Source organism: Peribacillus faecalis (assembly GCF_014712675.1).
GTDB lineage: Bacteria > Bacillota > Bacilli > Bacillales > DSM-1321 > Bacillus_AD > Bacillus_AD faecalis.
This window is the reverse complement of the sequence record NZ_JACXSI010000026.1, coordinates 21,988-43,218: the sequence shown is the minus strand read 5'-3', so window position 1 is coordinate 43,218 and position 21,231 is coordinate 21,988. Positions and strand designations below refer to the sequence as shown.

The following is a 21,231-nucleotide window of genomic DNA, read 5'->3' as shown; positions in this document are numbered from 1 at the left end:
ATACCTGCCATGCTCGGGCCTAAGCTGCCTCGCCCAAGAAACCAAAACCGGGTTTCTCGTGCAATTCATCTTAGTCCTGCCGCATGTCTCCTTTTTCATCGAGGCGAATTCAAGTAGTATAATCATGATGAAAAAGGAGCGGTAACGGTTTTTCTTAGTCTATTAAAAAACTTGTTCTACTTCTACAATACCAGGTACTTCTTCAAGAAGAGCACGCTCAATGCCCGCCTTTAAAGTAATTGTAGAACTTGGGCAGCTTCCGCAAGCTCCAAGTAAACGAAGCTTTACGATACCGTCTTCTACATCAACTAGTTCACAGTCACCGCCGTCACGAAGTAAAAATGGACGTAATTTATCTAAAACTTCTTGTACTTGTTCAGTAATTGCTTGTTCAGACATTCTATCGACTCCTTTCCTTATCTTATTCATATTATAATCACAACAAAGGAAAAAATCCATTGAGTATTCTCACTTTCGGAAAAGATTGGTTTACACTACAATAAAAGTAGAAATATTCCGAAAAGAGAGTGAGCAAGATGACAAGAGAAGAAAGTAAGGTTGAAATTATTGTATACGGAGCTGAACAAATTTGTGCCAGCTGTGTGAATCTGCCTTCGTCAAAAGATACATACGAATGGCTTGAAGCCGCTTTAGGCCGTAAGTTTCCAGGTCAGCATTTTACCGTTTCATACGTGGATATTTATAAGAACCAAGAAGACCCAGAAAAAGCGGCATTTTCTGAAAGAGTAATAGAGGAAGATTTATTTTATCCGGTAGTCGTCATTAAGGATGAAATCGTCGGTGAAGGAAATCCGAAGTTGAAGGAAATTGTCAAAGAGATGGAAAAGTACGGATATACAATCAGTGAATAGAAAAACCGTTACCGGTCCTTTTTCAGAATTAACCTCTCGAATTTACTTCCATGAAAAAGGAGCCATGCGGGAACCGAAATGCGGAAGAGGTCCGCAAGTAAGGAACAGCGACTAGGGACGCTACGTCCTGTAGCAACGTCGCTGTGACTCTCATCCTGAGAGCCTCCGACCCGCATAAGTCGAATCACGTAGGAAATTGTAAAATTTCCGGAGTGATTTGGCTTATGACCTCTAGGGGCTGGCCGCTGTAGCTAGACAACCGTGAGAGCCCCACCCAAGAAACCCGGTTTTGGTTTTACAGAGTGGATGGCTTATAAAGGAACATCGGCTAAGAACGCCACGTCCTGTGGCAACGCCGATGTGACCTACATCCTGTAGGCCTCCGAGCATGGCAGGTGTAAGGTTAGACAGCCATCTTTGTTCAAAAATAAAACTTTTTGGTCTTCTAAGAAAAACTGTCACCGGAGTTTTAAATAAAAAACGGATCGCCTGAGAAGGTGATCCGTTGAGTTCATCATATCGTACTTTTGTATCAGCCAGTATGGAATTTATGCATCCATAGTATGCCGGATTTCAGCAAGCGGGCTACCCGTCCTTTAATTGGTGTATCACCGACAAGACCGAAACCTTGCTTTTTGCCTAGTGATCCAAGCATACCTTTACCTTTCATTGGTGGGAAGCTCTCTGGAAGAGGTTCGCCTTTCCACTTCTTTTCAAGAACAACAGCGATTTGTTCTGCTTGAGCCTGTGCCAATTGAGCACTTGGCGCATGATTAAGGCTGGCGCAATCTCCAACTACGAATACATTTTCAAAGTTAGGAATGAAATGCTGCGGTGTGAGTTTGATTCGAAGTTGCGGATCTTTCTCCACTGGTAAATCACGTACAAGTTTAACAGGTTGAATACCAGCAGTCCAAACGATAACATCACTTTCAACAGGTTCATCGTGGTTATATAAAAGGTTCGGTTCTACTTTAGTAATATTTGATTCACTGATGATCTCAACATTATGTTTTTTGAACCAATCTGCTACATAGTTGCTTAGTCGCGGTGAAAATGAAGAAAGAATTAATTTGCTGCGGTCAAATAGTTTAATTTTCAAGTCCGGTCGGCTTTCAATCAGTTCGCTGGCTAGTTCAACACCGCTTAGTCCAGCACCGACAATTGAGACAGTTGCGCCAATGCCAAGGTTATTTAAAGCTTGATATGTTCTGCGCGATTTTTCAATCGTCTGAATGCTATAAGTGTTCTCTTGCGCTCCTGGTACATTATGATATTTATCAGTACAGCCAAGTCCAATCACAAGATCATCATACTGGATTTCTCGTCCGTCTTCTAATCTTACGGAGTTGTTTTCCAATGAGATGCCGCGAACATTGCCGCATACATATGTTAATTGAGGATGTTCCGGAAAACCAACACGAATATGCTGATCCGAAATCGTACCAGCAGCTAGTGCATAGTATTCAGTTTTTAAGCTATGATATGGATTGCGATCAATCAAAATGATCTCTACATCCTTCGGCAAGCGATTTGGAAGTAAAGTATCGATAATTCGCATACCTCCATAACCTCCACCAAGTATAACTAGTTTTTTCATCACATACGTCCCCTTTACGTTTATGCTAGTTTGCTAGTTTTTTTGCTGTAGGAGATGAAATTATCCCTTAATAATTTATTATACCCCTTTTAAAAACAATCTAATGATACGGTAAATACGTTTACGTACATTATTATCCATAGGTTAGTATAGCGGAATTAAAGAAAAACTACAATTGATTTGAGAAAATTTAAACTTAACGGATGATTGAGTCTATTTTTTCAATTATTTGACTGTATCATAAAAAGAGGGTAGCATGAGAGAAGTAGTGAGGTGAAGAAGATGATACAGCCAATTGTAGAATTTTGTGTAAGAAATTTAGCAAGCGGTTCATATAAAGCGTTAGCAGTTTTAGAAAAAGATCCGAATTTGGACATCATCGAATACGGCTGCCTTGGATATTGCGGGAAATGTGCTAATTATATGTATGCGCTGGTAAATGGAGAAGTTGTTACAGGCGACACGGCTGAAGAGCTTGTTCAAAATATATATGATTATTTAGAAGAAAATCCAATGTTTTAATAAAGCCGGCAAACAGACGCCGGCCTTTTGCTTCATGCTCTTTTTTTTCTGCCCTCTCTAATTTCCCTCCAGCGCTCTTGCGCCATTTCAATCAGTTTTGTTTCTACAGTTCTTTTCCGGCTTTCAATCACTTTTGAAAAATAGTGGACAGCTGTTTCCTCATTGCCGATTCTGCGCGCCAGTTCTCCTAATAAATATAAAATCCGCACATCCGATACTTGTGTACCTCTGTAATCGTCCCTTGAAAACGATTGATAATAATTATGGAAAGCAAGTTCCATAAAACGCTGTTCAAGTGCTTTTCCTTGTGAACGGTAAAGCCAGGCGATCCGGAGATAAAGTCCGGCAATAACAACATACTTCTCTTTTTTTAATGTTGCTGTATAAGCGGCGAGTTTATAGGCTCTGATTGCTTCTTTTGTGCTTCTTTCATTGCCGAAGTCAAAAGGAACCCATTTATTGGTGATATTTTCGGTTATCGCATCCTTAGTGCCAGGAGGGAAATAACCCGAAAAGTCAGATGAGAATGAGTAGCCGCAGTTCGGGCAAACGAAAATATTATACAAGAGTCCATTGACAGAGTCTTCATTATAAATAGGGCAAAAGTCAGTATCATAGCGATCGACTTTAATAAATTTGGACCGGCATTTCATCGTGACAAAGTTTTGCTTACATAATTGACATTCTTGATTTCGACCAAATAAAGGCTGCAGTTCTTCCATTGTATATTTACTCCGATTTGGTATAATTTTCTTTCATTATACTAGAAAAAGAATGATTAAAATGTGTTAAAAGTGGTAAAATTATCATAGTTTGCACATTAGCTATATTGAAAACTTGAGCAGAAGCCAGATTATTGTATATACTGATAGTAAATTCCTTTAATATAAGGAGGTAATTTAGGAATGGAAGCGATTATTACTATTACAGAAGCTGCAGCGATGCAGATAAAAGATATGATGAAGCATAATGATGAAGAAGGCGCGATTTTGCGTGTTGCTGTCCATGGCGGCGGCTGCAGCGGTCTTTCATACGGAATGGGCTTTACACATGAAGTAGAGGAAAAAGATATTGAATTGACTCTGCAAGATATCCCGGTCGTTATTGATGCTGAAAGTGCTCCGATTTTAAAAGGGACAGTTATTGATTACAAGCAATCGTTAATGGGCGGCGGATTCACAATTGAAAACCCGAATGCGATTGCTTCATGCGGCTGCGGATCGTCTTTCCGTACAGCGCAAAATGCTGGTAAGCCGGAAGAATGTTAATTTTGAAATGAAGAAAAGCCTTTCGAAAAAGCGCATATGCTTTCCGAAAGGCTTTTTTGTGGTCCTGAAAAAGGACCGGTAACGTTTTTTCTAGTTCTTTAGGAAATTATAAAAATCTACATTGTGTATAAGTTGAAAAAGGTGTATCGACGTCCAGCTCCAGCGCCCAGCACCTATTGCCCTTCGGCAACCTCCCTTCGATAAGTCAACATCGAATCACTGTCGTTCTTCGTGTTTCCTTTATCTCGGTCGGCGGCCTCCAGTTCATACGGTGCTAAACAGGGCGCTTGCGCTTTTGTTCTTATTTAAACATAGACGTGCTATGTAATGGTTGGACTTTTGCTTTCGGATCGATATAGGATTTAGCGTTATTGATTGCAATGGGCGCTTCCCCGAACCCGCAGGCGATAAGTTTTACTTTTCCTTCGTATGTGCATATATCACCTGCTGCATATATGCCAGCAATATTTGTTTCCATCTTGGAATTGACAACAACCGAATTTTTTTCGATTTCAAGACCCCAATTTTTGATAGGCCCAAGTGATGAAATGAATCCGAAGTTGACAATCAGCGCATCTAAATCAATAATTTCTTTTTCTCCAGTAGAGGCATGCTCTAATTCAATTTGTTGGATCTTTTCTTGATCTCCGATGACAGCAGAAGGAATGTAAGGTGTTTTGACCTCAACTTTGGAATTATGTAAGTTTTCAACACTGTGCTCGTGAGCGCGGAATTTATCGCGGCGGTGAACAATATACACTTTCTCAGCGATATTCTCCAACATTAATGCCCAGTCAACTGCAGAGTCTCCTCCACCACAAATAACAACCTTTTGACCAGCAAATTTATTGAGATCATCAACGAAGTAGTGAAGATTAGCCTTCTCATATTGCGTAGCATTCTCCACTTCCAGGCGACGAGGTTGGAAAGCTCCGTTTCCAGCCGTAATGATGATAGCTTTTGTATAGTGTACACCCTTAGAGGTAGTAAGCTTAAAGGTATTGTCTTCTAATCGTTCTAGCTGCTCGACAGCCTCTTCTAAAACAACAGTCGGTTCAAACTTGGCCATCTGTTCTTTCAAGTTATTAACCAATTCTTGTGCTCTTATCTTTGGGAAGCCGGCTACATCATAAATATACTTTTCAGGATATAGTGCAGAAAGCTGTCCGCCAAGTTGGGGCAAACTTTCGATAATCTTAACGGAGGCCTGTCTCATTCCGCCGTAAAAGGCCGTAAATAAGCCTGTTGGTCCTCCGCCGATAATAGTAATGTCATACACTTTTTGATCTTCATTCATAATAAAGCCCCCTTAAGCGAATAGTTACACAATCTAAGTTTCATTTTACCATATATAGCTCATCCTATTAAGATTAGAATAAGTTATATTTTGGGAAAAATTCAATTAATTATAATAATCCTAATTGACTGATTATTGCTTGTTCAGTACACTTGAAATGGGAACTTCAAGGAGGTGTACTTTGTAAAATGCCATTGTCAATACCATCGTTTATAATATCGATCGTTCTATTTTTAGTGCTTTTCTTCGGAATTGGTTTTTTGTTGAACATGTTATTTCGTTCATCGTGGATTATGGCAGTTCTTTTTCCGCTTGTAGCAATTTACATAATTAACAATGCTAAGCTGATTCAATACGTGAAAAACCCCTCTGCGACGTTCGGTCAAATCGGTGACAATTTCATCAATTTAGCTGTTGCGGACATCGTTATATTGAGCAGCGGTTTTATCGGAGCTATTGCTTCCGGAATTACAATCAAAATGTTAAGAAAAAAAGGCTATCAAATGTTTTAATGATTAATCCACGGCGAATCCAAGCTGTGGTTTTTATTTTTGGGATAATAAGGTTATCTAATCATTCGACGCTTATACTGAAGCAGGCTGAATATTTTATTTGCCTGATGGAAAAGACTATACATCGAGAGGAGTGGAATCAAGATGCCGACATTAAAACGAATGGTGAAAAAGACTTTAATATCTTTACTTATAATATTAGCTTTAGAATCAACTTTTTATCAGATAACAGGCGTGAAAGCCGACTCGGATGATGAGAGGCTTTCCTCATTGCAAAAGAGTGTGCAGGCGATTGAGGAAGGCTATAGTCTGACAAAATATGAGAAAGCAAGAGTGATCGCCACAGGTTATACTGCGGGTGAAGAATCAACAGGCAAAACATTGAATCATCCTGCCTATGGCATTACATACTCCGGTGTAAAAGTGAAACGGGACTTATATTCAACAATTGCAGCGGATCTTAATATCTTCCCTTTAGGTACAATCCTTTGGATCCCCGGTTACGGCTATGGAGTTGTAGCAGATAAGGGTGGCGCTATTAAAGGCCATCATCTTGATCTATACTACGAAACAGTCGAAGATGTTTATTCCGAGTGGGGCAAAAAGGAACTGGATGTCTATATTATTCAAAAGGGTAATGGCTCGCTTTCGGAGGAACAGTTGACTGCTTTAAACGAGGATGAAGAGATGCAAGTTTTTCGCCAACAGTTCACTAAGAAACAAGAAAAATAAATTTGCCGGCCGCTATATTATTCCCGCTTTCGCTGCTTAGGGGAAAGCGGGAAACGAGCATTAAACATTTTACAAGAAAGAATAAACGACAAAAGCAATGATGATGCCTGTCAATGCTCCGAAAAACACTTCAATCGGTTTATGGCCGAGCAATTCCTTCAACATCTTCTGTTTCTTTTTCTCTTCCTGTTCCTGCCAATTTTTAGCTTCTTCAATAAAAGTATGGAAGTCTTTCACTAATTGATTTAATACTGCTGCTTGTTCGCCAGCTTGTCGACGCACACCGGTCGCATCAAACATTGTGATGATCGCGAAAATGGTCGCTACAGCAAATACTGGGGAGTTAACACCTGCTTCGATGCCAATTGCTGTTGTCAGCGCTGTTACAGCTGCTGAGTGAGAACTTGGCATGCCGCCGGTGCTTGTTAATAAAGACCAATCAAATTTTTTGCTGGCGATGAAATTAATGGGAACCTTAATAAATTGAGCAAAAAATATCGCAATAAGAGAGGCGATTATCGGGAAATTCCATATTTCACTCATGTGCTCACCTTCTTTAAATTTAGATTGCGCCACAAATGTAAAATCTTCATTTACCTATATTCTACCACTCAAGCATTAAAATAATATGTATTTTAAGTTAAATATCGCATCTAATAAAAGAAATGCTACTATAATAATATTGAACGAATCATTAGAAAAGAAAAAATATTAACGCTTACATGATGATTGGAGAGGATATGTATGTTTTCAATGCAAACGCAATGGAATAGAGAAATGAGTAATGAGTGTTTGATTGTCGGGCTTCATAAGCCGGGAAATCCACTAAGCGGAGTGCTTGCTGCTTGTGATGAAGCAATGGATCAACATATTTCACAGCTTATTAAAAGCGGGGATATTTCTGATTCGAAGAAATCAATTACGCTGATACATACGCTTGGAAAAGTGATGACAAAGAGAATTATTGTGATTGGCTTTGGCAGAGAAAATCAAGTGACGGAGGAAGACTGGAAAGAAGCTTTAGGAATGGCTTTCAGAAAAGTGAAAGAGCTACGGTTGAACCAAGTTTCAATTGATTTGGATTCTTTGGCAGGAGCGAATATACCGCTTGAAAGAGCGGCACAGTTACTTGGAGAAGTATACATGCTTTCACTCTACACTTTCGACGGCTACAAGCAAAATAATATAAAAGCGCCGGTTGAAATTAAGGAAATCACTTTGCTGTCCGAAAGCGGCAAGACAGCGTTATTGCAAGAGAACGCTCACCTAGGAGCGATTTATGGTTCAGGGACAAATTATGCGCGCACTTTGGTTAATTTGCCTCCTAATATTTTGACGGCAACAAAGATGGCGGAGTATGCGAAAGAGTTGGCTAATCAATACCAATTCGAATTAGAAGTGCTGAATAAAGAAGAGATGGAGCGTCTTGGTATGGGTGCTCTTCTTGCTGTCAACCAAGGTTCAGTTGAGCCTCCTGCGATGATTGTGCTGAAATATCAAGGGAAATCGGAATGGAAGGATGTAATCGGACTTGTCGGCAAGGGGATTACGTATGATACAGGCGGATATTCCTTAAAGCCGCGCGAAAGCATGGTCGGCATGAAAACGGATATGGGCGGTGCGGCGGCAGTCTTGGGCGCAATGCGAGTCATCGGCGAACTGAAGCCAGAGCAAAATGTAGTGGCAGTCATTGCTTCGACTGATAATGTCGTTAGTGCCGAAGCGTTTAAGCCAGATGATGTCATCGTTTCATTAAGCGGAAAAACAATTGAAGTGCTGAATACGGATGCCGAAGGCCGTTTAGTGCTTGCAGATGCTGTAACGTATGCGAAGCAGCATGGAGCGGATTACCTGGTTGATGTTGCAACGCTAACAGGGGGCGTTATTGTTGCACTCGGTAATGAGATGACAGGTGTGTTTACAAATAACGATGAATTTCTTAAGAAAGTAAAAAGAGCGTCAGAGAAGAGCGGAGAGCCGATGTGGCAGCTGCCTATTACAGCGAAAGACCGCGAAAGAGTCAGAGGAAGTAAAATTGCCGATTTGAACAATTCACCCGGACGCGAAGGTCATGCGATTATGGGTGCTGCTTTTGTCGGCGAATTTGCGGAAAATACGCCATGGGTACATCTTGATATTGCTGGCACTTCTGTTTCTAAAAAAAGCTCAAGCCTGCATACGCATGGTGCTACAGGTGTGATGGCGAAAACGTTGGCACAGCTGGTTGTTGATTTTTCTTCATAAGAGAAAAGTTAGCTGAACTGTCCGGCACTTTATCATAGACAAGCGGAGAGACTGTCTCTAGACCATTAACTTTGAGACAGTCTCTTTCTTAGAAAGCTGCATTCCAAACCATTTGCAAAGTCACAGTTGTTTGAAGGGTACTTGTTGGATTAGGAGGGGTAACCGTGATAATAATGCTGTGAGGAGTGTAAGAAACATGGATATTGTTCTTCATACCGATGGCGTTCAATAGTCTGTAAATGGTTGCAGTGTCGTTTTTTTGGGCAGCTTCCTGAATTTGTCGGCCGACATTAGTTTTAATCAACTGATCGGATATAGACACGGCATCGGTTAATAAGTCCCTAACCTTTCGGGAGGATTCAATGAAGACCTCCGGATTAACTTCCGGCAGAACGTCATTGGAACCGGGCTGCTGTTGTGCTGGTTGTGAGGGATTCGGCGCCTGCTGTCTGTAATAAGTATATGGATAATGCCCATAATGATAGTTAAAGTGTTGGTTCATCGTAATCTCCTTTCTCTGAAGAGGATGTTATTTACTTCATCTTATGAGGAACAGGTAATGATGATAGTTGTCCCTTCTATTTGGGGCTACTGTCCAGTTTTGACAGGTGCTGGGTTTCTCAGTTAGACGTATAGATTTACACTTAATATGTCTCGATCAAAACAACAAAAGTGAAGTGTCTGTGCCCTTTCTGTTGACACAGAGTCTCAGACATGTAAAAAAGAGGTTATCCATCTAAAGGATAACCTCTTTTTTACATTATTTTTTCTTATTTTTTAAATCATCACGAACACTTTTATCCCATAATTTCACACCAGAGTTATAAGCTGCCCGACTGATTAAATGACCTGAAACAGGTGCTGTGAAAAAGACGAACAGAATCCCAAGAATCACACGGGAATTAAAATGGCCATGCTCAGCGTAGAAGTATATAAATGCAGCAAGCATGACGCTTATAACGCCAAGAGTGGCGCTTTTTGAAGCAGCATGATTGCGAGTGTATACGTCCGGGAGTCTAATGATACCGAAGGCAGAAACAGCGCTTAAAAATGCACCCAACAGCACGAGCAGACCAACGATGATTTTACTGATTTCTATTTCGGTCATCTTCGATAATCTCTCCCTTCTCTAAAAATTTCGCCATCGACACCGTTCCGATGAAAGCTAAAATACCAAGCAATAGGATTACCTCAAGAAAGGCGTATGTATCCAATACAATCGAAATGAGTGCGATGACAGCAATCAAGTTGACGCCGAGTGCATCAAGGGCAATCACGCGGTCAGGAATTGAAGGGCCTTTGATTACTCGGTAAATTAAAGCGAGCATCGAAAGTGAGATCAGCACAAGAGCAAATGTAATTACAAAGTTAAACATTAGCGGCTCACCTCCATGATTGCCTTCTCGAATGAATTTTTAATAGCATCAATGTCTGATTGCACATCATTAATATCCATGGCATGGATATATAGCACTTTGTTATCATCTGATACATCAATGACAAGCGTACCCGGTGTCAAAGTAATCAGATTGGCAAGTAGTGTGATTTCCCACGGGTTTTTCAGCTCTGTTTCTAAAGCGAAAATGCCTGGCTTCATATCAAGCTTTGGCTTAAGGATAACCTTCAATACAGAAATATTAGCCATGATCAATTCTTTAATGAACAGGAAGAATAGCTTGATGACAGCCCATACTCTTTGCATATAGAATCTTGAATTGAAAAATTTGCGGAAGCCCAGCAATAATAATATCCCTAGTAAATATCCAACTATAAAAGATGAAGGGTTATAAGAATGTGATAAGAACATCCATACTAAGGCTAAGACAACATTTAATAATATTTGAAAAGCCATTTCACATCACTCCTTTAACACCGCATCAATATATAAATCCGGATTCATTAATGTTTCGGTAGCTTGCGAGAAGTATGGCAATAGTTTTTCTAATCCAAGACCGAAAGCCAATGAAATTGCGACGAGCACCATAGCTGGCACAAGTAACATATTGACCGTTTTCGTTTGCTTGTTTTCAATCTTCATTGGAACTCCCCAGAAGCCGTTAATAAATACTTTCATAATTGAGTAAAGCACAATTAAGCTTGAGCCAAGGATGATGAAAGTGCCAAAATAATCGCCAGCTTCAATGGATCCTTGAACAATCAGTAATTTGCCGGCAAACCCGCTTAAAGGCGGAATGCCCGCTAATGAGATTGCCGCAACGAAAAATGTCCAGCCGACAACCGGGAATTCTTTAATCAAACCGCTCATTTTACGTAAATCACTCGTGCCGGCTATTTTCGCCATAATGCCGATTAATAAGAACAGCGCCGCCTTAATGATCATGTCGTGCACTAAATAAAGAACTGCTCCATTTGTGCCTGCCTCATTGAACAATGATACGCCGTACACAATGACGCCGACAGCGATGATGATGTTATAAATAACGATTTTTTTAATATCCCAGTATGCAATTGCGCCTATGACACCGATGATGATTGTCGCAATGGCAATCCAAGATAATAAAGTATGCGTATAATCTGTGTCATGATAGAACATCAAAGTATATGTGCGGGTAATTGAGTAAACGCCGACCTTCGTCAATAATGCTCCGAATAGCGCAAGAACCGGTGCCGGTGCTGCATAGTAAGAGCCCGGAAGCCAGAAGAATAGCGGGAATACCGCACCTTTCAACCCGAATACAATCAGGAATAGAACGGCAATTACCGTAATGATGCCCGGCTGTCCGATTTCAGCGATACGCTCAGAAAGATGAGCCATGTTCAATGTGCCGACAACGGAATACAGATAAGCGACCGCAATAACGAATAAAGCTGATGAAATGACATTCACCAAAATATATTTGATTGTTTCGCGAAGCTGAATCTTCGTGCCGCCAAGAACTAGCAGCACATAAGAAGACATCAGCATAACCTCGAAAAATACGAAAAGGTTAAAAATATCTCCTGTTAAAAATGCACCGTTCACGCCGATTAATAGCATTTGGAAAACTGGGTAGTAGTAAAACTTCTCTCTTTCTTTTCCAATTGAATTGAACGAGTAAATAACGACACATAAAGCGATGATATTCGTCGTCAATACAAGAATTGACGAAAGCATGTCTGCGACAATTGTAATACCGAAAGGAGCCGCCCAATTACTTACATCGAGTGTGCGAATACCGTTTGTGTAGACATCCGCAATCAAATACAGCGCAAGTAAAGTGCTGGCTGAAAGCGAAAGGACTGAAAATGTCTTTTGGACTTTCAGATTACGGAAAAACAATAATAATATGCCTGAGATAAACGGCAACAGTATAGGAAAGATAACCATATTATTCATTTGATTCATTTCCTCTCAATAAATCCATGTTGTCTGTCCCAAGCTCTTGATACGTTCTGTAAGCCAATACAAGAAAGTAGGATGTAACACCAAAGCTAATAACAATTGCTGTTAAAATTAAAGCCTGGGGCAAAGGGTCTACATATGAATCAGCATGTTCGCCCAAGAGAGGAACAGCTCCTCGTTTCAAACCGCCCATTGTTAATATCAACAAATGGGCTCCGTGGCTCAATAAGCCAGTCCCAATAATAATGCGCAATATACTTTTCGAAAGCATTAAGTAAGTGGCGCACATAAAAAGGATACCGATAACAACAGCCATTAAAATTTCCATTATTCACTCTCCCCTATGCTCTGTATAATCGTCATCGTTACGCCTACAACGACCAGATACACACCTAAGTCAAATAAGGCAGCTGTATGCAAGGAGGTTTTCCCTAAAATCGGCAAATCGAAGTAGCCGTAATAATGAGTCAGGAAAGGATCACCTTGGAAAACGGCAATTAATCCCGTTGAGACGGCTGTCAATAAGCCGACTCCAATCAAAATACGATAGTTGATCGGCAGCATTGCGCGTACCGTCTTCATATCATAAGCAACCATAATCAAAACGATTGCAGCAGAAGTCATTAATCCTCCAACAAAGCCTCCCCCAGCATAATAATGCCCGGAAAAGAATAGGCGAATAGAAAAGAGAACAATGACTAACGAAACCACTTTAGTGGCCGTCTGTAAAATCACATCATTTGTTTTCATTCGCTTTTTTCCCTCCTTGCTTTGTCAGTCTTAATTTAATCATGCCGTAAATACCTAGAGCTGCTAATCCCAGCACTGTAATTTCGAACATTGTATCGAGTCCGCGATAGTCAACAAGGATGACGTTCACCATGTTTTGACCGCCGGCTTCTGTATACGTTGTGTCTACATAGTATTGTGAAATCGAGTCAAATAGTTTTGTGCTACTTGCCGATAAAGCAATTAATGTAACAACGACACCGACTCCAAGAGAAATCATGAAGTTAGTCAACTTGAAGCGGATGCGCTCCTCCTTGCGGAAGTTTTCCGGAAGGTGATAGAAGCATAATAGGAATAACGCAGTCGAAACTGTTTCAATAACTAATTGAGTCAAAGCTAAATCAGGCGCTCTGAACAAGACGAAGAATAATGAAACCGTGTAGCCGACTGAACCTAACACAATAATTGAAGTTAGTCGGGATTTCACGAATAGAATCGAAATTGCTCCAATCGAGATGATGACAGCGAGCACTAATTCGTAAAAGCCAATTGGTGCCGTATTGTCGAGACTAATCGAAAAGGCATCTTTCCAAAATAACGTGAACCCTAATGAAACAATCAGGAAGAAAAAGATATATAAAAGATAGTTTCGGATTGAACCTGTCATTGTGTTGACAGCCAACTTATTAGAACCGTATTCCATGTATTTTAGACCATTGTTGTACAGAGAGTTGAATGACCATTTCTCTGTAAATGGTTTGTAAACAACTTTCCATTTCGGCCATGTTTTATAAAGAATAATACCTAGCAATACAACGCCAATTGTCATAAACAGTTCCGGTTGGAAGCCATGCCACATACTGATATGAATATGATAATCAGCCGGCATTGCATCACCTAAAATAGCAGATGCAGCGGGTAAGATGATTGAGTCAGTCAATAGATTCGGGAATAAACCGAAAACCACGACTAACACAGCCAAAATAATTGGAGAAATCAGCATACCGACAGGTGCTTCATGCGGTTTTTTCTCCAGTTTTTCCGGTTGCAATTTTCCGGTGAATGTCTTAAAGACAATAATCATGCTGTATGTGAACGTAAAGACACTGGCGATCCAAGCAAAAACAGGGAAAAGTACGCCCCAAGTCTCAAAGTTGAAAATATCAAGTGTCAGAACAGACAGCATGCCTGTAAAGAACATTTCTTTACTCAAGAAGCCGTTGAATGGCGGCAGTCCGGCCATCGAGAATGCACCTATTACAGCAATTGTAAAGGTGATCGGCATAAGCGACATCAGACCGCCCAGCTTTCGGATATCGCGTGTGCCAGTTTCATGATCGACAATGCCGACTACCATGAAAAGGCTACCTTTAAATGTCGCATGGTTAATCAGGTGAAAAACAGCTGCGACAGTTGTAGCGATATAAATATTGTCATCAATCGGGTAATGCAGAGCGGCTGCTCCTAAACCTAATAACGACATAATCAGTCCCAGTTGACTGACAGTAGAAAAGGCTAAAATACCCTTTAAATCCGTTTGTCTGATTGCTGAGAATGAACCCCAGACCAAGGTCAGCAAACCAATTCCTGCAACCAGCCATAACCAGATGCCTTCCGCTGCAAATAATGGACTTAAGCGTGCCACAAGATATAGACCGGCTTTGACCATTGTAGCAGAGTGCAAGTAGGCACTGACCGGCGTTGGTGCTTCCATTGCATCAGGAAGCCAAATGTGGAATGGGAATTGTGCGGATTTTGTGAAAGCTCCTAATAAAATCAGGATGGCAGCGGCAATAAATAAATCGTGGTTGATAAGCGTACCAGCCTGAGCAATCAATTCTCTAATGCTGAATGTTCCTCCCATTACATAAAGAAGAACAATACCTCCAAGCATACTCAAACCGCCAAACACAGTAATCAGCATGGATTTTTGCGCCCCATAGCGAGAACGTTCGCGGTGATACCAGTAACCAATCAATAAGAAAGAAGATAGACTTGTGAATTCCCAGAAGGTGTAAAGGACAATCAAGTTGTCAGATAAGACAACGCCCAGCATAGCGCCCATAAAGAGCAATAAATACACATAGAAATTATGTAGTTTTTCTTTTTTCTTCGATAAGTAGAAAATTGAATAGAGAACGACCAATGATCCAATTCCGGTAATCAATAATGCGAATAATAATGACAGACCGTCGATTACTACGTCAAAATTGATATTCAAAGATGGGATCCACTGTACCGTTTCTCTTATTGTTGTACCGTTACTGATCTTTGTCACTTTACTGATGAAGTAAATGAAAAGAACAAGCGGCAACCAAAGTACGAACCACCCTGTATGTACACGTTTTGCATATTTGTACATGAGCGGTATGATAATGGCCAGCAGGAAGGGCGACAAAATGGCCCAATGTAATAAAGACATACAATCCCCCTCATTTTTTATTGTTTTTGCTAGTATTCCCTGTGAATATTATTCAATGAATTTGACTTATTAAATAGGTCGAGATTTTCATGTTAAGGAATAAAATGTCAAGCAAAAAAAATCCTAATTTTATTATAGCGTACATAGAATACTGATGCATAAATGTTTTTAATAGAATAAACCGACTTGCAGAGTTCTAATAAATAAGAAGAAATATGTGTCCTTTTCGTGAAAAAGTTTTTGTTAGTAAAAAATTGGCAGTGTGAAATATCGTATTTTGAGCAGAGAAGATGCAATGGCAATGTTGTTATTTTTCAGAAAATTATGCATAATAACATGGTATGTACGCGAATCTAGGGGGAATTATGGGGGATTATTGAGTTAAGATGAGGAATACGTACTTTACAAGCTATTTTCCGTTAATATCAATTATATTGTTCAGCACATCCTTTGCTCTTTATGCAGAAAATCAGATTGTGATAATCTTTAAGCAAATCGGGCTTTACATAGGATTGCAGGAGTTTTTTTCTGTAGCCGAAATTAAAATGACGCTTCTGCTTATCATATTGATTTTGTTTTTTATGATACTTGCAGCTATGAAACTGTTATCAGACACTATTCTGCAATTAGCCTTGCTGTTGTTCTCTAAAGAAATGAATGGTGAAAGCTTAAAAAGCGCCAGAATGACATCAATCATTTTTTGCGGAGGGGGAGCGATCTCTGTTTTCTGCAGTTTCTCAATCTATGCTGTAATCCTTGTATTCTTTATTACAACGATGGTGGCCTTTACCTATCTTGTATATAAAGCCAGCTTTTATTTATCGACAGGAGGCCTGATTGGCTTTGTATTTTTCCAAGTAGTTTCATGGGGAGTACTCCTTTTGGCTGTAGGCTATACTGTCTTGAAATTTTACAACGGACTATTGGGGAGTCTGCCGATTTGAAAAATCCGTCCAATGCTGTTTTGCGGCATTGGACGGATTTTTCGAGGTTGTCGAGTGGCTCCGATATGTTAAAACAAGTGTATCGACGTCCAGCTCCAGCGCCCAGCACCTATTGCCCTTCGGCAACCTCCGTTCGATAAGTCAACATCGAATCACTGTCGTTCTTCGTGTTTCCTATATCTCGGTCGGTGGCCTCCAGTTCATACGGTGCTAAACGGGGCGCTTGCGCTTTTGCTATAGCCCACTCATAATGTTTCGCCAAATCATCAATTGAGGCTGTCCGGCATATTCGATATTTCCCGGTCTGTCTTTACCGACCCACACCCCGGTCGTATAGTCAGCATTTAATCCGACAAACCAAAGATCTTTTGTACCGTTTGACGTTCCGGTCTTGCCGCCGATGTAACCATCGGATGCAAAATTGGCGCTTCTTGCTGTTCCTTCTTTTATAACCGCACTCATAAGACTTCTCATTTTGCTGACTGTTTGAGCATTCCATACTTGAACGGGCTCATCATTCCACTCATAAAGCTTATTTCCTTCTAAATCTGTAATCATTCGGATTGATCGCGCCGGCTGATAGAATCCATCTTGAAAAGATGAGTAAGCGGATGTCAGTTCCAGTGGGCTCATCCCATATGCGAAGCCGCCAAGTGCAGTGGGTAAACGATAGTCTTCTTCGCTTATTTTTTTAAAGGAGAAATGATTTAAATAGGAAAAGCTTTCGTCAATGCCATTTTGAGAAAGCAGACGAACTGCTGTCGTATTATAGGAATGAATAAATGCTTTTTTTAAAGAAATGTTTCCGATGCTTGCGCCTCCATAGTTTTGCGGACAATAGTCGCCGCTGCAAAAGGCAGCACCGTTAACCGTACTGTTTAAGGAAGCGCCGGTACGTTCCAAGTATGGCGCATAAACAAGCAATGGTTTGATTGCAGACCCAGGCTGGCGATAGCTTTGAAATCCGCGATGGAAAGAATATTTTTTATATGTTTTTGCCCCAAGCAAAGAGACAAGCTCATGCGTATGATGCTGTATAACGGCTACAGCTCCCTCTATATCACGATAGGGCAAGCCCTGCTGTAAGGCATTTTGTGCTTTGTTTTGCAGGGCTGAATCAAGTGCTGTATGAATGATTACGCCTGATTCCAATACTTCTGTCACTTTCTGATTTAGGGAAGCTTCAGCATTCCCACGGGCTTTTTCATCATTGCTATCAAGAATTTCTGTCAGATTTTCATTCCGGGCAATCAACTGGCGAAGCTCCTGTTCGACGTAGGTAACATAGTCCGGATACAAGTCGATTTTTTTACCTGTGCTTATGGTGACGTTCTCGCTTTTAATCTCTGTGACCTGTTTCCCGTCCATATCCAGTTTCGATTGCAGTTGATCGATTATCCTCTCTTGACGCATTTTTGTATTTTCATAGTTCACGAGCGGGTCGTACAAGCTCGGGTTATTCGGAATGGCAGCCAAAAACAATAGCTCTCCTTCGGTTAAGGAAGAAGTTGTTTTATTAAAGTAAAATTGTGAAGCAGCTTCAATACCGTAAACACCATTGCCGAAGTAAATCGCATTAATATACATCTCCAAAATATCTTCTTTACTGTATTGCCGCTCCAGTTGCAGCGAGTATAGAAGCTCCGACAATTTTCGATTGTATGATTTTTCATGAGTTAAATATATGTTTCTTGCCAGTTGCTGTGTGATGGTACTCCCGCCCTGTACGATGTCGTCTGCTTCAACATTTTTGATAATGGCACGGCCGACAGCTATAAAATCAACACCTTTATGCTCGTAAAATTGCCGGTCTTCGGCAATAACAAATGCATCTTTCAAGAGCTGTGGAATCTCCTCACCTGTTAAATTAATCCGTTTCTCTTCATTGGCAATTTGAGAAATAAGCTGACCATCGGCAGAAGTTATATAGCTCATTTGCGGCAATGACGTATGACTTAAATCTATCTTTTCTGAAATATAGGCTTGTGGAGATTGCACTTGCTGCAGTTCCTCGGAAAAGCCAATAATAAAAACAACAAAAATTAAGAGTGCGCCAAAACATAATATAAAACCAAAAAAAGTTCGCATAAAATGACTTCCTGTTCCAGTATTAATTTAATTACAAATTTCATTCTATCTTTTATTTCGGCATGAGATTGCAAATCTGAAAGAGCATTAATCAATAAACTATAAGATACTAGCTAAATAAAGATTCACGTTATATGAAAGAAAATATGAAAATAACGTAAATTATCTGATATAATTTTGACAGCGAAGAAAAATATTCACATTCTTTTTGTCAGAAAGGAGGAGCAATATGGAAAAGGATCATCAATACATCTTTATTGATTTTGAATTTACGATGCCAGAAGGAAAAGTGAAGAATGGCAAGTTTTTTCCGGAAATTATTGAAGTGGGATCTATCGTTGTGGTGAATGATCAAATTATTGATGAATATTCGGCATTCATCCGTCCGGAAAAATTCCCGATCCTATCTGAGAGATGCAAGAACTTTCTAGGAATTGAACAATCAAGTGTAGACAGTGGTGTCTCATTTAAATATTTGGTGGACAAACTGTCATCTTATCGTACGCATTTGCCGACATCGGTCATTACATGGGGCAATATGGATATGAAGGTTTTGAAACAAAACTGCCAGGCTCACAATCTGGACTTTCCTTTCAATGCAGAGTTAGTTGATTTTGCGATGGAATATAAGCGCTTCTTTGGCGATCAAAATCAGACAGGCCTTTGGAAGGCTGTAAAGGAGTATGGTAAAGACGGTGTCGGGAAGCATCACCGCGCATTGGATGATGCGATGACAACGTACAACATTTACAAGCTTGTCGCAAAAGATAAGAAATACATGGAAAAGCATGAACCGACTACAATTGGAGATTTAATTGATTTGTCTAAAGTATTTAATAAGTTAGCATAAAAGCCAAATTATTATGTGATAATTTGGCTTTTATATTTGTTCAAAGTATATATCTTTGAATCTGGAAAGCTGTCTAACCTTACACCTGCCATGCCTGGTCCTAAGCTGTCTCCCCCAAGAAACCAAAGGCGGGTTTCTCGTGTGGGGCTCTCACGACGAGAGTACAGCGACGTTGCTACAGGACGTAGCGCTCTTAGTTGCTGTTCCTTCTTAGTCCTTGTCTAGCTGCAGCGGCCAGCCCCTCGAGGTCATAAGCCAAATCACTCCGGAAATTTGTCAATTTCCTGCGTGATTCGTCTTATGCTGGTCGGAGGCTCTCAGGACGAGAGTCACAGCGACGAAGATATGCGGACGTAGCGTCCTTAGTCGCTGTTCCTTACTTGCGGGCCCCTTCCGCATTTCGGTTCCCGCATGTCTCCTTTTTCATTGAAGCATATCCAAGAGGCGGATTCAAAAATGAAAAAGGACCGGTAACGTTTTTTCTTAACTAAAGTAATCGGCTTCTAATGCGGTGATGGCTGCAAGACTTTTTTTGTGCCACTCGCTGTCCTCTATGGTCAATTGCCCTTTTAGCTCGTTTACAGCATCTTGGAGCGATTTAGTGTAGCTTGGAACTTCACCTTCGAATGGTTTGACCATTTTTTTAGGAACATTCATCTGTTCGCGGAAAGCCAGTGCACGTCTCGTATGAAAAAGCATAACATCTGCTTCCTTCGGATGATGGAGGTCGCCTTGTGTCGGGTGTTTCAATACTGCCAGTACCTTCACTAAATATGTCAAATCTCCTTCATTTGTTATTTCGCCGATGTACTTGCCGGTTTTATAATGAGCAGTCACAATATCCTTCATTTTTAAGTCCATGAAACGGATCTCCTTCCTTTAACCTTCATGTATGAATGATATTTCAGATTAATCAGTTTGCCAAATCGTCTGCCTTAAAATCTATTATATAATAGTAAAAAATGGTATAATTGTTGAAATGTTACAAATGAGAGGGGCTAAACTTGATGAAATTGCTGAGTAATGCGCTAGGCATGTTTTTATATTTTCCGGAAGATAAATCAGAATATATTCCTGCTGTCATATCCTTAAGCATATTCCTGCTGGCAGCAATATTTACAATGCGATACATCGTTAGGCACTCCAAGAAACAGGAAGAGAAAGCAAAACAGTTTGAAAAAGAGCTTTTAAGCAAAAAAAAGAAGATGCAATAATTTAGTATGCAATCGTCCTATGCCGGTTACAATGATAGTCATCTAAGCAAAATGGAGGAACAGTATGAAAAAGTGGCTATCAGTATGTTTACTTCTGCTTTTGGCGGGATGTTCAGAAGAAAACCCGACAAAAGTTAAAGTGGGCATGTATAATGCAGACGGTGATTCAATCGGCACGGTTGAACTCGCGGAGGAGGCAGATGGGGTTGAATTGACATTTGATTTAAATGGCTTAACACCCGGAAATCATGCGATTCACTTTCACAGTGTCGGCTTATGCGAGGCGCCGGATTTTGTCTCAGCCGGAGACCATTTTAACCCTGAACAAACGGAGCATGGGCTTTTGAACGATAAAGGTGCTCATTTGGGGGATTTGCCGAATATGGCAGTCGATGAATCAGGTACATACAAGGGAACAATGAAATCAAATGTGACATTGAAGGAAGGAAAAGATTCACTTGTCACAAAGGATGGAACTTCTCTCGTTATTCATGCGGGTGCGGATGACGGGATGAGTCAGCCTGCCGGTAATTCAGGAGAAAGAATTGCATGCGGTGTAATCAGTAAGGATAAACAGGTCGTTCGATAAAAAGC

General features: G+C 40.5%; 25 protein-coding genes. 10 read left to right on the top strand and 15 right to left on the bottom strand.

What is annotated here, in order from left to right; genetic code table 11:
* Positions 1-162: 162 nt before the first annotated feature.
* Positions 163-459, bottom strand: coding sequence for a NifU family protein (locus IEO70_RS11800; protein WP_407949186.1), 297 nt, complete (start codon positions 457-459; stop codon positions 163-165).
* 77 nt (positions 460-536) lie between these two features.
* Here IEO70_RS11800 and IEO70_RS11795 point away from each other — a divergent pair, with 77 nt between their 5' ends.
* Positions 537-872, top strand: a complete 336-nt coding sequence (locus IEO70_RS11795; RefSeq protein ID WP_190998581.1) for a YuzD family protein — start codon at positions 537-539, stop codon at positions 870-872.
* A gap of 532 nt (positions 873-1,404) precedes the next feature.
* Here the strand turns inward: IEO70_RS11795 and IEO70_RS11790 are convergent.
* Positions 1,405-2,472 carry an NAD(P)/FAD-dependent oxidoreductase gene (locus IEO70_RS11790; RefSeq protein WP_190998580.1) on the bottom strand — a complete coding sequence of 356 codons (1,068 nt, stop codon included), beginning with the start codon at positions 2,470-2,472 and terminating at the stop codon, positions 1,405-1,407.
* 282 nt (positions 2,473-2,754) lie between these two features.
* Between IEO70_RS11790 and IEO70_RS11785 the strand changes: the two genes are divergently transcribed.
* Positions 2,755-2,994 (top strand): YuzB family protein, encoded by a 240-nt coding sequence (locus IEO70_RS11785; protein ID WP_190998596.1) that lies wholly within the window; start codon positions 2,755-2,757, stop codon positions 2,992-2,994.
* 32 nt (positions 2,995-3,026) lie between these two features.
* Here the strand turns inward: IEO70_RS11785 and IEO70_RS11780 are convergent, their stop codons facing one another.
* Entirely contained in the window at positions 3,027-3,716 is a 690-nt protein-coding gene (locus tag IEO70_RS11780) for a DUF2225 domain-containing protein (RefSeq protein WP_190998579.1), read from the bottom strand.
* A 183-nt stretch (positions 3,717-3,899) separates the two neighbouring features.
* Between IEO70_RS11780 and IEO70_RS11775 the strand changes: the two genes are divergently transcribed.
* Positions 3,900-4,262 (top strand): HesB/IscA family protein, encoded by a 363-nt coding sequence (locus tag IEO70_RS11775; RefSeq protein WP_190998578.1) that lies wholly within the window; start codon positions 3,900-3,902, stop codon positions 4,260-4,262.
* Between the two features lie 301 nt (positions 4,263-4,563).
* Here IEO70_RS11775 and IEO70_RS11770 read toward each other — a convergent pair whose 3' ends face one another.
* Positions 4,564-5,559, bottom strand: coding sequence for an NAD(P)/FAD-dependent oxidoreductase (locus IEO70_RS11770; RefSeq protein ID WP_190998577.1), 996 nt, complete (start codon positions 5,557-5,559; stop codon positions 4,564-4,566).
* A gap of 188 nt (positions 5,560-5,747) precedes the next feature.
* Between IEO70_RS11770 and IEO70_RS11765 the strand changes: the two genes are divergently transcribed.
* Positions 5,748-6,071, top strand: coding sequence for a YuiB family protein (locus IEO70_RS11765; protein ID WP_190998576.1), 324 nt, complete (start codon positions 5,748-5,750; stop codon positions 6,069-6,071).
* 144 nt (positions 6,072-6,215) lie between these two features.
* On the top strand, positions 6,216-6,803 hold the full coding sequence (locus tag IEO70_RS11760; RefSeq protein WP_190998575.1) for a 3D domain-containing protein: 588 nt from the start codon (positions 6,216-6,218) through the stop codon (positions 6,801-6,803).
* 69 nt (positions 6,804-6,872) lie between these two features.
* On the opposite strand, the gene IEO70_RS11755 is transcribed toward IEO70_RS11760, so the two are convergent.
* The gene (locus IEO70_RS11755) at positions 6,873-7,346 is read right to left on the bottom strand and encodes a divergent PAP2 family protein (RefSeq protein WP_190998574.1); all 474 of its coding nucleotides are present in this window, start codon (positions 7,344-7,346) and stop codon (positions 6,873-6,875) included.
* Between the two features lie 201 nt (positions 7,347-7,547).
* Between IEO70_RS11755 and IEO70_RS11750 the strand changes: the two genes are divergently transcribed.
* Positions 7,548-9,047: a leucyl aminopeptidase gene (locus tag IEO70_RS11750; RefSeq protein WP_190998573.1), complete on the top strand. Its 1,500-nt coding sequence runs from the start codon at positions 7,548-7,550 to the stop codon at positions 9,045-9,047.
* Positions 9,048-9,135: 88 nt separating this feature from the next.
* Here the strand turns inward: IEO70_RS11750 and IEO70_RS11745 are convergent, their stop codons facing one another.
* From IEO70_RS11745 to IEO70_RS11710, 8 genes are all read right to left on the bottom strand, one after another.
* Positions 9,136-9,549 carry a hypothetical protein gene (locus tag IEO70_RS11745; RefSeq protein WP_190998572.1) on the bottom strand — a complete coding sequence of 138 codons (414 nt, stop codon included), beginning with the start codon at positions 9,547-9,549 and terminating at the stop codon, positions 9,136-9,138.
* Positions 9,550-9,807: 258 nt separating this feature from the next.
* Positions 9,808-10,155 carry a monovalent cation/H(+) antiporter subunit G gene (gene mnhG, locus IEO70_RS11740; RefSeq protein ID WP_190998571.1) on the bottom strand — a complete coding sequence of 116 codons (348 nt, stop codon included), beginning with the start codon at positions 10,153-10,155 and terminating at the stop codon, positions 9,808-9,810.
* On the bottom strand, positions 10,133-10,375 hold the full coding sequence (locus tag IEO70_RS11735) for a Na(+)/H(+) antiporter subunit F1 (protein WP_407949193.1): 243 nt from the start codon (positions 10,373-10,375) through the stop codon (positions 10,133-10,135). Before IEO70_RS11735 ends, mnhG begins: the two co-directional genes overlap by 23 nt.
* A 47-nt stretch (positions 10,376-10,422) precedes the next feature.
* On the bottom strand, positions 10,423-10,899 hold the full coding sequence (locus IEO70_RS11730) for a Na+/H+ antiporter subunit E (protein WP_190998569.1): 477 nt from the start codon (positions 10,897-10,899) through the stop codon (positions 10,423-10,425).
* A gap of 6 nt (positions 10,900-10,905) precedes the next feature.
* The gene (locus IEO70_RS11725; protein ID WP_190998568.1) at positions 10,906-12,384 is read right to left on the bottom strand and encodes a Na+/H+ antiporter subunit D; all 1,479 of its coding nucleotides are present in this window, start codon (positions 12,382-12,384) and stop codon (positions 10,906-10,908) included.
* Complete coding sequence (locus IEO70_RS11720; protein WP_190998567.1) at positions 12,377-12,718, bottom strand: Na(+)/H(+) antiporter subunit C; 342 nt, start codon at positions 12,716-12,718, stop codon at positions 12,377-12,379. Before IEO70_RS11720 ends, IEO70_RS11725 begins: the two co-directional genes overlap by 8 nt.
* Positions 12,718-13,140 carry a Na(+)/H(+) antiporter subunit B gene (locus IEO70_RS11715; protein ID WP_190998566.1) on the bottom strand — a complete coding sequence of 141 codons (423 nt, stop codon included), beginning with the start codon at positions 13,138-13,140 and terminating at the stop codon, positions 12,718-12,720. Before IEO70_RS11715 ends, IEO70_RS11720 begins: the two co-directional genes overlap by 1 nt.
* Positions 13,127-15,541, bottom strand: a complete 2,415-nt coding sequence (locus IEO70_RS11710; RefSeq protein WP_190998565.1) for a Na+/H+ antiporter subunit A — start codon at positions 15,539-15,541, stop codon at positions 13,127-13,129. Before IEO70_RS11710 ends, IEO70_RS11715 begins: the two co-directional genes overlap by 14 nt.
* Positions 15,542-15,927: 386 nt before the next feature.
* Between IEO70_RS11710 and IEO70_RS11705 the strand changes: the two genes are divergently transcribed.
* Positions 15,928-16,485, top strand: coding sequence for a DUF5366 family protein (locus tag IEO70_RS11705; protein ID WP_190998564.1), 558 nt, complete (start codon positions 15,928-15,930; stop codon positions 16,483-16,485).
* A gap of 234 nt (positions 16,486-16,719) precedes the next feature.
* Here the strand turns inward: IEO70_RS11705 and IEO70_RS11700 are convergent, their stop codons facing one another.
* On the bottom strand, positions 16,720-18,573 hold the full coding sequence (locus tag IEO70_RS11700; RefSeq protein ID WP_190998563.1) for a transglycosylase domain-containing protein: 1,854 nt from the start codon (positions 18,571-18,573) through the stop codon (positions 16,720-16,722).
* Positions 18,574-18,802: 229 nt separating this feature from the next.
* Between IEO70_RS11700 and kapD the strand changes: the two genes are divergently transcribed.
* Positions 18,803-19,423: a 3'-5' exonuclease KapD gene (gene kapD, locus IEO70_RS11695; RefSeq protein ID WP_190998562.1), complete on the top strand. Its 621-nt coding sequence runs from the start codon at positions 18,803-18,805 to the stop codon at positions 19,421-19,423.
* 483 nt (positions 19,424-19,906) lie between these two features.
* Here kapD and IEO70_RS11690 read toward each other — a convergent pair whose 3' ends face one another.
* Positions 19,907-20,284 (bottom strand): kinase-associated lipoprotein B, encoded by a 378-nt coding sequence (locus tag IEO70_RS11690; protein WP_190998561.1) that lies wholly within the window; start codon positions 20,282-20,284, stop codon positions 19,907-19,909.
* Between the two features lie 146 nt (positions 20,285-20,430).
* On the opposite strand from IEO70_RS11690, the gene IEO70_RS11685 reads away from it, so the two are divergent.
* Together IEO70_RS11685 and IEO70_RS11680 are read left to right on the top strand one after the other, a co-directional pair.
* Entirely contained in the window at positions 20,431-20,637 is a 207-nt protein-coding gene (locus tag IEO70_RS11685) for a hypothetical protein (RefSeq protein ID WP_190998560.1), read from the top strand.
* A gap of 64 nt (positions 20,638-20,701) precedes the next feature.
* Positions 20,702-21,226 (top strand): superoxide dismutase family protein, encoded by a 525-nt coding sequence (locus tag IEO70_RS11680; RefSeq protein ID WP_190998559.1) that lies wholly within the window; start codon positions 20,702-20,704, stop codon positions 21,224-21,226.
* The last annotated feature ends 5 nt before the right edge of the window (positions 21,227-21,231 follow it).

Bases quoted from the DNA above. Each gene is read 5' to 3' on its own strand.
- IEO70_RS11685 (WP_190998560.1), top strand. From the start codon at position 20,431: ATGAAATTGCTGAGTAATGCGCTAGGCATGTTTTTATATTTTCCGGAA.
- IEO70_RS11735 (WP_407949193.1), bottom strand. From the start codon at position 10,375: ATGCTCGCTTTAATTTACCGAGTAATCAAAGGCCCTTCAATTCCTGAC.
- IEO70_RS11680 (WP_190998559.1), top strand. From the start codon at position 20,702: ATGAAAAAGTGGCTATCAGTATGTTTACTTCTGCTTTTGGCGGGATGT.
- IEO70_RS11785 (WP_190998596.1), top strand. From the start codon at position 2,755: ATGATACAGCCAATTGTAGAATTTTGTGTAAGAAATTTAGCAAGCGGT.
- IEO70_RS11795 (WP_190998581.1), top strand. From the start codon at position 537: ATGACAAGAGAAGAAAGTAAGGTTGAAATTATTGTATACGGAGCTGAA.
- kapD (WP_190998562.1), top strand. From the start codon at position 18,803: ATGGAAAAGGATCATCAATACATCTTTATTGATTTTGAATTTACGATG.
- IEO70_RS11755 (WP_190998574.1), bottom strand. From the start codon at position 7,346: ATGAGTGAAATATGGAATTTCCCGATAATCGCCTCTCTTATTGCGATA.
- IEO70_RS11765 (WP_190998576.1), top strand. From the start codon at position 5,748: ATGCCATTGTCAATACCATCGTTTATAATATCGATCGTTCTATTTTTA.
- IEO70_RS11745 (WP_190998572.1), bottom strand. From the start codon at position 9,549: ATGAACCAACACTTTAACTATCATTATGGGCATTATCCATATACTTAT.
- IEO70_RS11690 (WP_190998561.1), bottom strand. From the start codon at position 20,284: ATGGACTTAAAAATGAAGGATATTGTGACTGCTCATTATAAAACCGGC.
- IEO70_RS11715 (WP_190998566.1), bottom strand. From the start codon at position 13,140: ATGAAAACAAATGATGTGATTTTACAGACGGCCACTAAAGTGGTTTCG.
- IEO70_RS11760 (WP_190998575.1), top strand. From the start codon at position 6,216: ATGCCGACATTAAAACGAATGGTGAAAAAGACTTTAATATCTTTACTT.
- mnhG (WP_190998571.1), bottom strand. From the start codon at position 10,155: ATGACCGAAATAGAAATCAGTAAAATCATCGTTGGTCTGCTCGTGCTG.
- IEO70_RS11780 (WP_190998579.1), bottom strand. From the start codon at position 3,716: ATGGAAGAACTGCAGCCTTTATTTGGTCGAAATCAAGAATGTCAATTA.
- IEO70_RS11725 (WP_190998568.1), bottom strand. From the start codon at position 12,384: ATGAATAATATGGTTATCTTTCCTATACTGTTGCCGTTTATCTCAGGC.
- IEO70_RS11775 (WP_190998578.1), top strand. From the start codon at position 3,900: ATGGAAGCGATTATTACTATTACAGAAGCTGCAGCGATGCAGATAAAA.
- IEO70_RS11730 (WP_190998569.1), bottom strand. From the start codon at position 10,899: ATGGCTTTTCAAATATTATTAAATGTTGTCTTAGCCTTAGTATGGATG.
- IEO70_RS11790 (WP_190998580.1), bottom strand. From the start codon at position 2,472: ATGAAAAAACTAGTTATACTTGGTGGAGGTTATGGAGGTATGCGAATT.
- IEO70_RS11710 (WP_190998565.1), bottom strand. From the start codon at position 15,541: ATGTCTTTATTACATTGGGCCATTTTGTCGCCCTTCCTGCTGGCCATT.
- IEO70_RS11720 (WP_190998567.1), bottom strand. From the start codon at position 12,718: ATGGAAATTTTAATGGCTGTTGTTATCGGTATCCTTTTTATGTGCGCC.
- IEO70_RS11770 (WP_190998577.1), bottom strand. From the start codon at position 5,559: ATGAATGAAGATCAAAAAGTGTATGACATTACTATTATCGGCGGAGGA.
- IEO70_RS11800 (WP_407949186.1), bottom strand. From the start codon at position 459: ATGGATTTTTTCCTTTGTTGTGATTATAATATGAATAAGATAAGGAAA.
- IEO70_RS11705 (WP_190998564.1), top strand. From the start codon at position 15,928: ATGAGGAATACGTACTTTACAAGCTATTTTCCGTTAATATCAATTATA.
- IEO70_RS11700 (WP_190998563.1), bottom strand. From the start codon at position 18,573: ATGCGAACTTTTTTTGGTTTTATATTATGTTTTGGCGCACTCTTAATT.
- IEO70_RS11750 (WP_190998573.1), top strand. From the start codon at position 7,548: ATGTTTTCAATGCAAACGCAATGGAATAGAGAAATGAGTAATGAGTGT.